At 71.2% G+C, this 14,093-nt stretch carries 14 protein-coding genes; 7 read left to right on the top strand and 7 right to left on the bottom strand.

Annotation, left to right across the window (positions count from 1 at the left end; genetic code table 11):
* The first annotated feature begins 72 nt into the window (after window positions 1–72).
* The gene (locus tag P3X83_RS14590; protein WP_277305565.1) at window positions 73–1,158 is read left to right on the top strand and encodes a DUF3866 family protein; all 1,086 of its coding nucleotides are present in this window, start codon (window positions 73–75) and stop codon (window positions 1,156–1,158) included.
* Here the strand turns inward: P3X83_RS14590 and P3X83_RS14585 are convergent.
* From P3X83_RS14585 to prcB, 6 genes are all read right to left on the bottom strand, one after another.
* The gene (locus tag P3X83_RS14585) at window positions 1,095–1,589 is read right to left on the bottom strand and encodes a DUF3291 domain-containing protein (protein ID WP_277305673.1); all 495 of its coding nucleotides are present in this window, start codon (window positions 1,587–1,589) and stop codon (window positions 1,095–1,097) included. The two genes, P3X83_RS14590 and P3X83_RS14585, sit on opposite strands and share 64 nt — an antisense overlap.
* A gap of 24 nt (window positions 1,590–1,613) precedes the next feature.
* A complete protein-coding gene (locus P3X83_RS14580; protein WP_277305564.1) occupies window positions 1,614–2,249 on the bottom strand; it encodes a transcriptional regulator in 636 nt (211 codons plus the stop codon).
* A gap of 100 nt (window positions 2,250–2,349) precedes the next feature.
* Window positions 2,350–3,186, bottom strand: a complete 837-nt coding sequence (locus P3X83_RS14575) for an FKBP-type peptidyl-prolyl cis-trans isomerase (protein ID WP_277305563.1) — start codon at window positions 3,184–3,186, stop codon at window positions 2,350–2,352.
* A gap of 237 nt (window positions 3,187–3,423) precedes the next feature.
* A complete protein-coding gene (gene pafA / locus P3X83_RS14570; RefSeq protein WP_277305562.1) occupies window positions 3,424–4,782 on the bottom strand; it encodes a Pup--protein ligase in 1,359 nt (452 codons plus the stop codon).
* A gap of 115 nt (window positions 4,783–4,897) precedes the next feature.
* On the bottom strand, window positions 4,898–5,797 hold the full coding sequence (prcA, locus tag P3X83_RS14565) for a proteasome subunit alpha (protein WP_346742713.1): 900 nt from the start codon (window positions 5,795–5,797) through the stop codon (window positions 4,898–4,900).
* Window positions 5,798–5,880: 83 nt separating this feature from the next.
* On the bottom strand, window positions 5,881–6,729 hold the full coding sequence (gene prcB / locus P3X83_RS14560) for a proteasome subunit beta (RefSeq protein ID WP_277305561.1): 849 nt from the start codon (window positions 6,727–6,729) through the stop codon (window positions 5,881–5,883).
* A gap of 257 nt (window positions 6,730–6,986) precedes the next feature.
* On the opposite strand from prcB, the gene P3X83_RS14555 reads away from it, so the two are divergent.
* The 6 genes from P3X83_RS14555 to P3X83_RS14530 all read left to right on the top strand — a co-directional run bounded on the left by P3X83_RS14555 (window position 6,987) and on the right by P3X83_RS14530 (window position 13,183).
* Window positions 6,987–8,324: an extracellular solute-binding protein gene (locus P3X83_RS14555; RefSeq protein WP_277305560.1), complete on the top strand. Its 1,338-nt coding sequence runs from the start codon at window positions 6,987–6,989 to the stop codon at window positions 8,322–8,324.
* A gap of 31 nt (window positions 8,325–8,355) precedes the next feature.
* Window positions 8,356–9,267 carry a sugar ABC transporter permease gene (locus P3X83_RS14550; RefSeq protein WP_277305559.1) on the top strand — a complete coding sequence of 304 codons (912 nt, stop codon included), beginning with the start codon at window positions 8,356–8,358 and terminating at the stop codon, window positions 9,265–9,267.
* Window positions 9,264–10,124 carry an ABC transporter permease subunit gene (locus P3X83_RS14545; protein ID WP_277305558.1) on the top strand — a complete coding sequence of 287 codons (861 nt, stop codon included), beginning with the start codon at window positions 9,264–9,266 and terminating at the stop codon, window positions 10,122–10,124. The genes P3X83_RS14550 and P3X83_RS14545 overlap by 4 nt, the downstream gene beginning before the upstream one ends.
* The gene (locus P3X83_RS14540; RefSeq protein ID WP_277305557.1) at window positions 10,121–11,224 is read left to right on the top strand and encodes an ABC transporter ATP-binding protein; all 1,104 of its coding nucleotides are present in this window, start codon (window positions 10,121–10,123) and stop codon (window positions 11,222–11,224) included. Before P3X83_RS14545 ends, P3X83_RS14540 begins: the two co-directional genes overlap by 4 nt.
* Window positions 11,225–11,245: 21 nt before the next feature.
* The gene (locus P3X83_RS14535) at window positions 11,246–12,496 is read left to right on the top strand and encodes a CehA/McbA family metallohydrolase (RefSeq protein ID WP_277305556.1); all 1,251 of its coding nucleotides are present in this window, start codon (window positions 11,246–11,248) and stop codon (window positions 12,494–12,496) included.
* 270 nt (window positions 12,497–12,766) lie between these two features.
* A complete protein-coding gene (locus P3X83_RS14530) occupies window positions 12,767–13,183 on the top strand; it encodes an SgcJ/EcaC family oxidoreductase (protein WP_277305555.1) in 417 nt (138 codons plus the stop codon).
* 575 nt (window positions 13,184–13,758) lie between these two features.
* Here P3X83_RS14530 and P3X83_RS14525 read toward each other — a convergent pair.
* Window positions 13,759–13,968 (bottom strand): ubiquitin-like protein Pup, encoded by a 210-nt coding sequence (locus P3X83_RS14525; protein ID WP_277305554.1) that lies wholly within the window; start codon window positions 13,966–13,968, stop codon window positions 13,759–13,761.
* Window positions 13,969–14,093 lie beyond the last annotated feature (125 nt).

The raw sequence follows: 14,093 nt of genomic DNA, 5'->3' as shown, positions 1-14,093 counted from the left end.
CAAGGAGACGCTACCGCGCATCGGAAGCACGGAAGCGCATCATCGGGCGCCGCGTTCCACTACCCTTCCGGCGTGATCAGATGGCGTAAGGGCGAAGTCGTGGAGATCCGGCGGGAGTGGGACGGCGCCGTGGAACTCCAGGTGAGCCTATCTGGACAAGAGGTGCGCGCGCTTGCTTATCCGGCGCTGGTCGGCCGTCCGGAACCCGGCGATACGGTCCTTCTCAACACGACGGCGCTGGCCATGGGCCTGGGCACGGGCGGCTACGCCATGGTGGTGGCCGTGCCCGACCGCCTGCCGCCCGACCCCGAAGGTCCCGGGCACCTGGTCAAGGCCAGGTACACCCCCCTGCAGGCCACCGTGCTCGGCGCGGACGAACAGGACTCCCCGCACCACGAGACGCTGCGCGAGGCCGACTCCCTGGACGGCATGCCGGTGGTGGTCGCCGACCTGCACTCCGCGCTGGCGCCCGTGCTCTGCGGGCTCTTTGAGCCGACCGGCGGGCGCCCCGCCCTCCGGGTGGCCTACGTGATGCAGGACGGCGGCGCGCTGCCCGCCTGGTTCTCCATGTCGTGCGCCAGGCTCCGCGAGGTGGGCTGGCTGGCCGGGGTGGTGACCGTCGGGCAGGCGTTCGGCGGCGACGTGGAGACGGTGACCACCCACACCGGCCTGCTGGCGGCCCGGCACGTGCTGGGCGCCGACGTGGCGATCGTCGCGCAGGGCCCCGGCAACCTGGGCACCGGCACCCGCTGGGGGTTCTCCGGGGTGTCGGCGGGCGAGGCCGTCAACGCCGTCTCGGTGCTGTCGGGGCGGCCGGTGGCGGCGCTGCGGGTCAGCGAGGGCGACGCCCGCGAGCGCCACGTCGGCGTCTCCCACCACTCGCTGACCGCCTACGGCCGGGTCGCGCTGGCCCCCGCCGTGGTGCCGGTGCCCGAGCTGCCCGGCGAGTTCGGCGCGCGTGTCGCCGAGCAGGTCAGGCCGCTCGCCGACCGGCACGAACTGGTGAGCGTGCCCGTGGACGGCCTGCGCGAGGCCCTGGCGGCCTCCCCCGTCAGGCTGTCCACCATGGGCCGCGGCCTGGACGGCGACCTGGCCTATTTCCTGGCCTCGGCCGCGGCCGGCAGGCTCGCCGCCGCCATGGCCGCGCCGGCCTCGTAGAACTCCTTGAAGGTGAACGCCTGCGGCCCCGGCCCTTCCGCCCGCAGGCGTTCCAGCCTGGCCATGCCCTCGTCCAGTGAGGGCGGCACGCCCTCCTCGACCCACCACATGACGGAGTAGGGCTCGGCCACGCGGTGGAACCACTCCCGGCGGCGCTGCAGCACCGGCAGGTGCCCGCTGCGGTAGACGAAGTTCCAGAGCGACTCGCGGTCCTCCCACACCGAGTAGTTGATCAGCAGGTGGTCGCCGAAGGCGTGGGTGACGGTCGCGTCGGGCTCCTCGCCGCCCTTCAGGCGCCAGACGAAGCCGGGGGCGGTGTCGGCGAGGGCGTTGATCGGCGCCAGGGCCGCGACGAACTCGGCCATCACCGCGGATTCCTTGGGCGCGCGCATGTGCGCGACGTTGAGCTGAGCCAGGTGCATGCCGCTCAGCACACCACTGCCGCCCCTTCTATGTCAATCCTCATTGTTTTTAGAAAAGGACACGCAGCACTCCCCCCGACGGGGATCGGACTCCACCAGCGTCTCCGGCTCGCCCAGCCCCTCCACCAGGCCCCGGCACAGCGCCAGGTTCATCGAGCAGACCAGCAGCGGATGCTCCTCCGACAGCACGTGGAAGGGGCAGTTGCGCAGCCGCAGGCGGTCGCCGTCGCGATAGGGCTCGTAGCCGCGCTCCCGCAGGGCGTCCTCCAGCGGGCCCGCGCCCGCGAACCTGGCCCCCACCCGGCGCGCCGCGGCCTCGGCCAGCTCGTCGCCGCCGAGCCGGTCCACGACCTCGGCGAGCACCAGGGCGACCGTCCGGTAGTCGCGCGGCGGCACGCTGACCGTCCGCTCCGTGACGGCCCTGCGGTAGACCTTGGCCGGACGGCCGCTGCCCGGCCCGCCCGAGCGCCCGCCCAGCCGGGCGAAGCCCGACTCCAGCAGGCCACCCTCCACGAGCTTGTCCAGATGGAACGCGGCGAGCGTGCGCTGCACCCCGGCGGCCCGCGCCGCCTCCTCACGCCCGATCTCCCGCCCGCTGCCCGCGACGAAGTCGTACAACGCCCGGCGCACCGGGTCGGAAAGCAGCGCGACGGCCTGCAGATCCTCCACGCTGGGAGTCTAAGCGCCGCGCCACGCGCCCCCGCCGGGACGCCGAAGGGGCCGGTGTCGGGTGACACCGGCCCCGTGTCCCTCGTCTGTTACGCGGGGTCTAGTAGGCCCCGATGACGTCCACGGCGAAGACCAGCGTGGAGTCGCCCTTGATCTTGTCGCCCTGGCCCTTGTCGCCGTAGCCGAGGGCGGGCGGGATGCTCAGCAGGACGCGGCTGCCGACGGGAACGCCCACCAGGCCCTCGTCCCAGCCCTTGATCACCTTGCCGGTGCCGATCTGGAACAGCGCCGGACGGCCGGACTTCCAGCTGCTGTCGAACTCGGAGTCGGTGCCCCAGATCTTGCCGGTGTACTGGACCATGATGGTCTGGCCCGACTTGACCTTCTCACCATCGCCCTTGATGACCGTCTCGGCCACCAGCTTCTTGGGCGCCTTCTCGTCGGTCTTGGTGGTCAGCACCGGGGCCTTGTCGCCGCCGGGGTGCTCCAGCTTCACGCCCTTGAGCTTGTGGTCGACGGCGTCGCCCTGGGCGGCCATCGTCTTCGGGGTGTCGATCACGTCGACCACGAACACCTGCGCGGTGGAGGTGTCGGCGCCCTGCGCCTTGGCCTGGTCGAGCTGCTCCTTGGTGAAACTGTCCGACGCCACCACCGCGTAGAAGCGGCCGCCCGGCTTGGCTCCCACGAACGCCTGCTGGATCACCTTGGGGAGCTGCTCGGAGACCGGCACCAGCTCGGGGGCGCCGGTGTCGTAGGTGGAGCCGCCCGGGGCGTTGGACTTGCCGTCCCAGGTGTAGAGCGTCATGTTGGCGACCACGGAGTCGCCCATCTTCACCGGAGTGCCGGTGCCCTCGCTGACCTGCTTGGCGCTGGAGGTCGTGGCGGGCTTGCCCTGCGGGAACTTCACCGTGGGCTTGGCGCCCACGGCTCCGGTCACCGAGATGGCCCCCGCGGGGGCCGATTCCGACGACGACGCCGAGGACGCCGATCCGTTCCCCTCGGAGCCGCAGGCTGCGGCGAACAACAGTGGCACTGCGGCTAGTACGGCCAGGCGGCGTCGCATTGGTATAGGTATCCCTTAACCGAGATGGCATGGCTGGTCCGCGTCACCATACCCGCTCGCCCGTACAGCGAGGGTAAACAACACGGTGAAGCCCTCGGTGAAGATCGACCGTCACATTCCCGCGATAAGTTTGTCCACTCGTTCGTCCACGCTGCGGAAGGGGTCCTTGCACAGCACCGTGCGCTGGGCCTGGTCGTTCAGCTTGAGGTGAACCCAGTCGACCGTGAAGTCGCGCCGCTTCTCCTGGGCCTTGCGGATGAACTCGCCGCGCAGCCGCGCCCTGGTGGTCTGCGGCGGCACCGACTTGGCCTCGAAGATCTTCACGTCGGACGCCACCCGCTCCACCGACCCGCGCCGCTGCAACAGGTAGAACAGCCCCCGCCGCCGGTGCACGTCGTGGTAGGCGAGGTCGAGCTGGGCGACCCTCGGCGACGACAGCGGAAGGTCGTACTTGCGGCGGTAGCGCTCGATCAACTGGTACTTCGTCACCCAGTCGATCTCCCGCGAGACCATGTCGAGGTCGCCGGTGTCGACCGCGCGCAGCGTGCGCTCCCACAGTTCGAGCACCCGCTCGGCGATCTCGTCGCCGCCGCGCCGGTCGACGAAGTCCCTCGCCTTGGAGAAGTACTCCTGCTGGATCTCCAGCGACGACGCCTCGCGCCCGTTGGCCAGACGCACCCTGCGCCGGCCGGTCATGTCATGCGACACCTCGCGGATCGCCCTGATCGGGTTCTCCAGCGACAGGTCGCGCATCACGGTGCCCGCCTCGATCATGCGCAGCACCAGGTCGGTCGCGCCCACCTTGAGGAGCATGGTGGTCTCGCTCATGTTGGAGTCGCCGACGATGACGTGCAGGCGGCGGAACCGCTCGGCGTCGGCGTGCGGCTCGTCGCGGGTGTTGATGATCGGCCTGCTCCTGGTGGTGGCGCTGGACACGCCCTCCCAGATGTGCTCGGCGCGCTGTGACACGCAGTAGACCGCGCCGCGCGGGGTCTGCAGCACCTTGCCGGCGCCGCAGATGATCTGCCGGGTGACCAGGAAGGGGATCAGCACGTCGGCCAGGCGGCCGAACTCGCCGTGCCGTCCGACCAGGTAGTTCTCGTGGCAGCCGTAGGAGTTGCCGGCCGAGTCGGTGTTGTTCTTGAAAAGGTAGATGTCACCCGCGATGCCCTCCTCGCGCAGACGCTTCTCGGCGTCGACGAGCAGGCCCTCAAGGATGCGCTCCCCCGCCTTGTCGTGGGTCACCAGTTCCACGACGTTGTCACACTCGGGGGTGGCGTACTCGGGATGGCTTCCCACGTCAAGGTAGAGACGGGCGCCGTTGCGCAGGAACACGTTGCTGGAACGGCCCCAGGACACGACACGGCGGAACAGGTACCTGGCCACCTCGTCGGGCGACAGGCGACGCTGCCCCCGGAACGTGCAGGTGACGCCGTACTCGTTCTCCAGACCGAAGATGCGACGATCCATCACCACACACTATTCCCCTCGTTGCGGCGGCGCGAGATCCTTGATCGCCGTTTTCCGCCCGGGGACCTCACGGCCCCCACGGCGGAAAACGGCACGGGCGTAGGTTCTACCCGTTTCAGAGGCGTTCGTCGCCTGAACCGGTGTCGATGTCGTCGTCCTCCGGACCGGTGGGCGGGCCAGTAGGTGAACTCGGGGGTGGAGTGGCGGGCGGCTTCGTGGACGGGCCGGTCTTGGGCGGAGCCGCCGGCGAATCCTCGCCGCCGCCCTCCTCGGCCTTCCCGGCCTCCGCCGGGGGCTCCTCGGCGGCGGGCTCCGGCGCCTGCCCGGCGGCGGCGCCCTCGGCGAGCAGCGCCTCCAGCTTGGCGCCGACCAGCCGCAGGAACTTGCGGTGCGGGCGGTTGCGGTCGAGGACCGCGACCTCGATCTGCGAGGTGGGCGGCGGGTCGCCGTCGGGCTCGGTGAGCGCCGCGACCCCCACGCGCAGCGCCTCGGGCAGCGACAGACCCTCCCGGTAGCGCTCACGCAGCCGGCTCGCGACGGCGTCGGCCTGCCCGCCCATCGCCACCATGCCGTGCTCGTGGGCCACCGAGCCGTCGAAGGTGAGCCGGTAGATCTGGTCCTGGGCGGGCGCGTCGCCGACCTCGGCCACCACGATCTCGACCTCGTACGGCTTGATCGAGTCGGTGAAGATCATGCCGAGGTTCTGCGCGTAGACGTTGACCAGGCCGCGGGCGGTGACGTCGCCCCGGTCGAAGGTGTATCCGTTGATGTCGGCGTAGCGGATGCCGCCGAGCCGCAGGGACTCGAACTCGTTGTAGCGCCCGACCGCCGCGAAACCGATGCGGTCGTAGATCTCACTGATCTTGTGCAGCGCCTGGGAGGCGTTGTGCGCGACGAACAGGATGCCGTGCTCGTACTGGAGCACGACCGAGCTGCGGCCCCGCGCGATGCCCTTCCGCGCGTAGTCGGCCTTGTCCCGCATCTGCTGTTCTGCCGGGACGTATCCAAAGGGCATGGACACCGGTGGTGTTCCTCTCCTCGTTCAGTGCCGTGACTGGGGGCCGAATGGGTGACCGGGACAAGTGACCGGACGGGTCGCTAGCCGAGCGGCGCGCGCGGCCCGTCGGGCCGGTCCAGGCGCTCTTCGAGCATCCTGCCCACCAGCCCCGCCACGTCGTCGTCGGGCAGCCGGTGGAAGCCGTCGCCGGTGATGGTGGCCACGATGGGCCAGATCTTGCGGCTGACGTCGGGGCCGCCGGTCGCCGAGTCGTCGTCGGCCGCGTCGTACAGCGCCTGCAGACAGGCCACCACTGTCTCCTCCGGCGGGGCGTCCTCGCGGTAGAGCTTCTTCAGCGAGCCGCGCGCGAAGATCGACCCCGAGCCGATCGAGTGGAACAGCCGCTGCTCGTACGGCCCGCCCGCCGGGTCGTAGCTGAAGATCCGGCCCTCGCGGGCGTCGGGGTCGTAGGCGGCGAACAGTGGGACCACCACCAGCCCCTGCATGGCCATCGGCAGGTTGCCGCGGATCATCGCGGCCAGCCGGTTGGCCTTGCCCGCCACCGAGAGCGTGCGGCCCTCGTTCTTCTCGTAGTGCTCCAGCTCCACCCGGAACAGCCGGGCGGTCTCCAGCCCGGTGCTCGCGGTGCCCGCGATCCCCATGCACGAGTAGTCGTCGGTGCGGAACACCTTCTCCACGTCACGGTTGGAGATCATGTTGCCCGACGTCGCCCTGCGGTCGCCGGCCATCACCACACCGCCCGCGCACGTGGCCGCCACGATGGTGGTCGCGTGCGGGAGATCCAGCCCGGCGGCCGTCGCATGGCCCTCCCCGCGCCCGGGCAGCAGGTCCGGAGAGTGCATCCCGACGAACTCCACGAACGACGAGCTGCCCGTGTTGACGAACAGGTTGTTGATCAAGCCCGCGGGCAGGTCCCTGTGCGATGCCACGCGTCTCCCTCCCAAACGTACGAACCGATAGGGCGACCCTACTCATCTTGGTCCGTTGCTTGCACTTCCCACGATCAGCTAAGCGCGAACCGCCGTGCTTCGCCCCGCGTTAACCGGCCCGAACCTTTACGCGTGAGTAAGGCCGTGCGACTGTCGGTATGTCTGCACGTCCCAAATGTGTTCGCTCCGCGCCTCCCCGGGAGGTTCAGGTGAGACTCCCCCGCCGACCTGCGACGACACTCACGGTCATTGCCCTCTTGCTGACCACCGCCTCCTGCGGTCAGGGCGGCGGGGACGACCGGCCCTCCTCCGTCACCCTCACGATCACCCAGAACGCCATCTCCGGCGGGAAGAACGCCAAGGGCGCTGACTGGATCAAGAACTGGGTGATCCCCCGCTTCGAGGCCGCCCAGCGCTCGGCGGGGCGCGACGTGCGGGTGCTGTTCCAGCCCAACGGCGTGGACGACGAGGCGTACAAGACCAAGATCGCACTCGACCTCAAGTCGCGGCGCGGGGCCGACGTGATCGACGTGGACGGCATCTGGATCGGCGAGTTCGCCCAGGCGGGGTACATCAGACCGCTCGGGGAGCTGGGCGGGCCCGCGGTGGACGCCTGGGAGGGGTGGAGCCAGATACCGCCCGCCGTACAGGGGCTCGGGGTCTTCGACGGCAAGAAGTACGCGCTGCCGGTCGGCACCGACGGGCGGGTCCTTTACTACAACAAGGAGCTGTTCCGGAAGGCCGGGCTTGACGCCGACTGGCAGCCGGACGGCTGGCAGGAGATCATCGACGCGGCACGGGCGCTGAAGCGGCTCCCCGGCGTGACGCCGCTCCAGATCAACGCGGGTACCGCGATGGGCGAGGCCACCACCATGCAGGGCGTGCTGCCGCTGCTGGCCGGCGCCGGATCCGAGGTGTACACCGAGGGCAAGTGGACGGGCGGCACCCGGGCCGTGCGAGACGTGCTGGACTTCTACCGCCAGGTCTACGCGGGCGGCCTGGGCGACCCCAAGATCCAGCAGGAGGCCCAGGGACGCGACAAGTCCTTCCTGGAGTTCGCCGAGGGCAAGATCGGCGTCCTGGCCGAGGGCGACTACTTCTGGCGCTCGGTGATCGACCCCGCCGTCGGCGTCAATCCGATGAAGAACCGCGACGAGGCCGTCGGCTACGCGCTGATCCCCGCCATGCGGCCCGGCGGCGGCCTGCGCGGGCAGGACCATGTCAGCATGTCGGGCGGCTCGGCCCGGGTGCTCAACCCGTTCTCCAAGAACCCCGCGCTGGCCTGGGAGCTGCTGTCGTTCATGCACTCCGCCGCGGCCGTGGAGGCCGAACTGGCCGGTGAGGCCCGCGTCACCGCCCGCTCCGACGTCAACGACAAGGTCCTCGGCCGCGACCCCATGCTGCTGTTCGTCTCGGAGAAGGTGCTCCCGCTCACCGCCTACCGGCCCCCGCTCGCCGTCTACCCCGAGGTCTCCACCGCCTTGCAGGAGGCCACCGCGTCCGTCGTGTCGGGCGACTCCCCCGACCAGGCCGCCACCGCCTACCAGGCGAGGCTCACCGAACTCGTCGGCGCCGCCGCCGTCTCCCCCGGCTGAGCGTGGGCGGCCGATCGGGCCGGGAGGCCCGGTGAGGACGGACGCGGCGGGGCTCGGCCGGGGCGGGGCTCTGGCGTTCGTGCTGCCCGCCCTGACGCTCATCGGGGTGTTCCTGGTCTTCCCCGCGCTCTGGACGATCTACCTGGGGCTGACCGACTACCGCCTGACCGGCCTGGCGGCGGCGCATCCCAGGATCGTCGGGACGGAGAACTACACCTCGGCGCTGTCCGACGAGCGGTTCCGGACGTCGCTGTGGCTGACGCTCCAGTACGTCGGCGGGTCGGCGATCGCCGGGCAGGCCGTGCTGGGGTTCGCCATCGCCTGGACGGTGCGCGGGCTGCGGCCGGCCGTACGGCGGGCCGTCGAGGGCCTGGTGCTGCTGTCGTGGATCCTGCCCGGCTCGGTGGTGGCGTTCCTGTGGATCGCCCTGCTCGACCGGGACGGCGGCACGCTCAACGCGCTGCTCGGCACCCCCGGCACTGCCTGGCTGCTCGACCACCCGATGCTGTCGATCATCGTGTTCAACATCTGGCGCGGCACCGCCTTCTCGATGATGCTCTATTCGGCCGCCCTGGAGAACGTGCCGCCCTCCCATCTGGAGACCGCCCGCCTGGCCGGGGCGTCGGTGCTCGGGCGGCTCCGCGACGTCGTGCTGCCCCGGATCAAGGGGCATGTGCTGACCAACGTGCTGCTGATCAGCCTGTGGACCTTCAACGACTTCACGCCGTTCCTGCTGACCGCGGGCGGGCCGGAGGGCCGCTCGGAGATCCTGCCCGTCTACGTGTACAACGTGGCGGTCGGCGGCGGCAGGCTCGGCGTCGGGGCCGCGATCTCCTTCCTGATCCTGCTGATCAACCTCGTCTTCGCCCTGGTCTACCTGCGCCTGCTGCGTTCCCGGCGGCGTGAGGCGACCGGGGCCGTCCCCGCCGCGAGGGGCACGTGACGGCCCCGGAGGCCGGGCGGGGCGTGCCCGGGCACGGGGTCGTCGGGCACGTGCTGGGCAGGATCGGCGTATTCGTGTTCGTCGCCGTGCTGCTGGGGTTCTTCGCGCTGCCCATGCTGTGGCTGGCGACCGCGCCTTTCGACGCCGGCGCCTCGATCCGCGTGTCGGTGCCGCGTTTCACGCTCGACAACTTCCGGGCGCTGCTGGACAACCCGTACGCGCTCGCCTCGCTGGGCAACTCGGTCGTCCAGGCGGGCGGCGCGGCGGCCCTGGTGGTGGTGCTCGCCGCGCTCGCCGCCTACGCCCTGTCGCGGGTACGGGTGCCCGGCCGCGACGCGCTGTTGTACGTCCTGCTGCTGATGTCGTCGATCGTCACCGGCACCGCCGCGATGGTGCCGATCTTCGAGCTGGCCGCCCGGCTCAACCTGATCGACACCCACCTCGGGGTGATCCTGGTGATGTCGGGCGGCCTGCTGCCCGCCGCCATCTTCATCCTCAAGGACTTCGTGGACGCCACCCCCACCTCCTACGAGGAGTCGGCCAGGGTCTTCGGGGCGTCGCCCCTGCAGATCCTGGCGCACGTGGTGGTCCCGCTGGTCCGCCCCGGGCTGGCCACCATCGCGGTGTGGTCGGTGGCGAACGTCTGGGGCGGGTTCCTGCTCCAGTTCATCCTGATCCGCGACCCGGAGCGCGCGCCCGGCTCGGTGATCCTCTACACCCTCTACACCGAGGGCGGCCAGCCCGACCTGGCGCTGCTGTCGTCGTTCTCGCTCGTCTACTCGCTGCCGGTGGTGCTCATGTACGTCTTCGTCAGCAGCAGGTACGGCTTCCGCTTCCACGGAGGGATCAAGCGGTGATCTCGCTGGACGGCCTGACCAAGGAGTTCCCCGGCCGGGTCAGGGCCATCGACGACCTGGACCTGGAGATCGCGGACGGCGAGTTCTTCGCCCTGCTCGGGCCCTCCGGCTGCGGCAAGACAACCCTGCTGCGGACCATCGCCGGGCTGGAGATCCCGACGGCCGGGCGGGTCGGCATCGGCGGGGCCGACGTCACGGCCCTGCCGCCCGGCCGCCGGGGCGTGGCCATGGTGTTCCAGGACTACGCGCTGTTCCCGCACATGGACGTCACCGACAACATCGCCTACCCGCTGCGCGTCCGGAAGGTCCGCAAGGCCGAGCGCCGCGAGCGGGCCGCCGCGACCGCCGCCCGGCTCGGCCTGGACCACCTGCTCTCGCGGCGGCCCGCCCAGCTCTCCGGGGGGCAGCAGCAGCGGGTCGCGCTGGCCAGGGCGGTCGCCTGCCGTCCGGAGGTCTTCCTGTTCGACGAGCCGCTGTCCAACCTGGACGCCCGGCTGCGCCTGGAGGCCCGCACCTTCCTCAAGCGGCTGCAGCGCGAGCTGGCCGTCACCACCGTGTTCGTCACCCACGACCAGGGCGAGGCGCTGGCCCTGGCCGACCGGATCGGGGTCATGTCCGGCGGGCGGCTGGCCCAGGTCGGCACGCCCGCCGAGGTCTTCCAGCGGCCCGCGACCACCTTCGTGGCCTCGTTCATCGGCTCCACACCGATGAACCTGCTGCCGGGGGTCGTGGCCGGGGGCCGCCTGCGGGTGCGGGGGGCCGTGTTGCCGCTGCCCGCCGTCCTGCGCGGCCTGCCCGCCGACGAGCCGGTCACGTGCGGCGTGCGCCCGGAGTACACCACTCTGTCCCTCACCCCGCGCGAGGACGGCTTCCCCGGGCGTGTCAGCGTCGTGGAGAACCTGGGCACCGCGCTGCTGGTCACCCTCGAACCGCCGGACGGCACAGACGGGGGGTTCGTGCAGGTCGTCGTGCCCGAGGAGGGCGGGGAGCCCGCCCTCGGCACGGCCGCGTGGGCGGTGCCGAGGCCGTCGCGCACCCTGTACTACCGCGACGACCTCCTCGTCGCCGTCGAGTCCCCTGACACGGTCTCCGGGGCGTGAGGGACGTAGCCTCAGAAGACCATGGAACACGTCTTCCGCCACCGCGGCGTCCACACCCTGAGCGACCGGGTCTCCGCCCCGGTGCACGACGTGCCGTTCGAGCCGCCCGCCTGGGCGCGGGCGCTGCGCGTCCACCTCTCCTACGACCGGACGGCCGGGACCATCGACCTGGGCTGCGAGGGCCCGGACGGCTTCCGCGGCTGGTCGGGGGGCGCGCGCGAGGAGTACACCATCGCACCGGAGTGGGCCACGCCCGGGTACCTGCCCGGCGAGCCCGAACCGGGCACCTGGCGGGTCCTGCTGGGGCTCTACCGGGTCCCGGAGGAGGGCCTGCCGTACGAGGTGACCATCTCGGCGTACGACACCCCTCCGGCGCTTACAGAGGCTCTGGGGGCTCTGGGGGCTCTGGGGGCACAGGATGCAGTCCCGCCGGGTGAGCGGCCTCCGCCCGCCGCCGTCCGGCGTGGACTACCCGGCTTGTCCGGCCTGACGTGGGCCGCCGGAGACCTGCACGCTCACACCGTGCACTCCGACGGCGCCCTCACGGTGCCCCAGCTCGCCGGTCACGCCCGCGACCTCGGCCTGGACTTCCTCGCCGTCACCGACCACAACACCACGAGCCACCACCCCGAACTTCCGGCGGCGGCCCGCGCGAGCGGCGTCACCCTCATACCGGGGCAGGAGGTCACCACCGACCTCGGCCACGCCAACGCGTTCGGCGAGATGAGCTGGATCGACTTCCGGCGTCCCCCGGAGACCTGGGCGCACGCGGCCGACGCCGCCGGTGGCGTCCTGTCGATCAACCACCCGGTGGCCGCCGACTGCGCCTGGCGGCACCCGCCGGGCATCGGCGCCCACGCGGCAGAGATCTGGCACTGGAGCTGGTGGGACCGCACCTGGGGAGCCCCCCTCGCCTGGGCGGGGGCCTGGTCGCCCAACCCGGTCATGCTCGGCGGCAGCGACTTCCACCGCCCAGAGGACGGCCACCCGCCCGGTTCCCCCACCACCTGGATCCTCGCCGAGGACCCGTCCGCCCCCGCCTCCATCGTCAACGCCATCCGGGCGGGTCGCACCGCCGTCAGCGCCTCCCCCGACGGCCCCCTGCTCCTGCGCCACGGCCCCGACTTCCTCGTCCTCGACGCGGAGGGCCTCATCCTCTGGGGCCCGGCCATCCGCCACGTGATCCAGGCCCCCCTCACCACCCTCCCGGCCCAGCCGGGCCCGCACCGCCTCGAAACCCCGCGCAACGAGATCATCGCGCTGTGCACCTGAGGTGGTCAGCCGCCGAGGGCCAGGTCGGCGAGCTGGGCTCGTGCGGTGACGCCGAGCTAGGGACGACGTCACGATCCGCCGTTTCGCCGAACGCGAGGCCGACATCGCCCGATGGACCGAACTGCCCGGCGGCGGCGCCTATCCGGCCCTGGAGGCCCCGGAGCCGCTGGTCGAGGACGTACGGGGCCTTCTACGCCGCCCTCACCGGCGACGCACGGGCGTGGCGACCCACTTGACCTCAAGCGAACTCAAGGTTCTAAGTTCATCGGCATGAGCACGATGAACATCGCGGGCCAGACGAACCGAACCGACATCGAGGCGATCCAGCAGGTGGTGGCCGCGGTCGAGCACTCCCAGAACAACGAACTCCCCGACGAGTTCGTCGCCCTGTTCCGAGCCGACGCGATCTGGACGACCGGCCACGGCAAACGCCTCTTCGGCCGTGACGCGATCTCGACCTTCACCCACCAGGTGCTCCCCGGCGGGATGCAGGACACGACGGTCACGTTCGAGATCGAACACGTGCTGTTCATCCGCCCCGACGTCGCGGCCGTGAAGCTGCGCCAGGTCTACCGCAACCCAGACGGGACGGACGACGTGGGCACGCCGCTGTTCGTCATGGCCAAGGAGAACGGCCAGTGGCGCCTCACCGCCTGCCAGAACACCAGCGTCGTCACCAGCGACTGACCACAGACGCCCCACCCCGCCCCACGGCGACACTGTCCAGGCGATCAAGTGGGTGGCGGCAGCGTCGGGCGCGGCCCGACCCAAGAAAGAACGTCCGAGCGCAGCGGGACCCATCGGGGGCGCGACAGCGCCGCTGGAGGCATCTGGCTGCTGGGGGCTGCGCATGGGCAGCGGGGCGGCACGGCGTGGAGGGGGGTGCAGGAGGCGGGGCGTGGCTCCAGAGCGCGGGGGGGACGGAGCGGCGTGGAGGTACGCGGCTCGGGTGGGGGGCACGCCTCCAGGCGGTGGGTGGGTTGGGGGTGTGCGATCCGGGTGGGCTTCGGGGAGGGGTGAGCGGGCGGGCCGGCCGCTGCAGGTGACCACGGGGTGGGGCCGGACGGCTTGCGGTGGTGCTTCCGTGCCGTGGCCCTTGTGGGTGGGTGTGGTGCTGAGCGGCGGCGGCGCGGCAGGCTCAGGTGCTACTGGTGGGGCGCGTGTGCCCGACCCGGGAGATCCTGCCGATCTCGCCGTGGTCCGCGCCCTTCACCGGCAGCGCGGCGCTCGCGCCACGTGCCGGTCATGCGGCGTACGTCGCCCTACTGACCGCCCTTTTGGACGTACGAGCGGATGAACTCTTCCGCGTTCTCTTCGAGGACCTCGTCGATCTCGTCGAGGATCGCGTCGACGTCGTCGGTGAGCTTGTCCTGGCGCTCCTGGACGTCGGGGGCCGCCTGGGCGTCGACCTCCTCGGTCTCGTTCTCGCGGCGGCCGGTCTGCTTCTGACCGCCGGTGTCCCTGGTTGCCATCGCTACCTCCAAGTAGGGGATGCACCTGTGTCATATCTTCCCCGAAGTGGACCACCTTGCGCGCGCACGAAGGGACGATCTTCGGGACTTGACTAGATAGCCCACCTATCCAATAATTGGATAGC

Origin of the sequence: Spongiactinospora sp. TRM90649 (assembly GCF_029382225.1) — a bacterium.
Lineage (GTDB): Bacteria > Actinomycetota > Actinomycetes > Streptosporangiales > Streptosporangiaceae > Spongiactinospora.
This window is presented reverse-complemented; position numbering and strand designations above follow the sequence as displayed.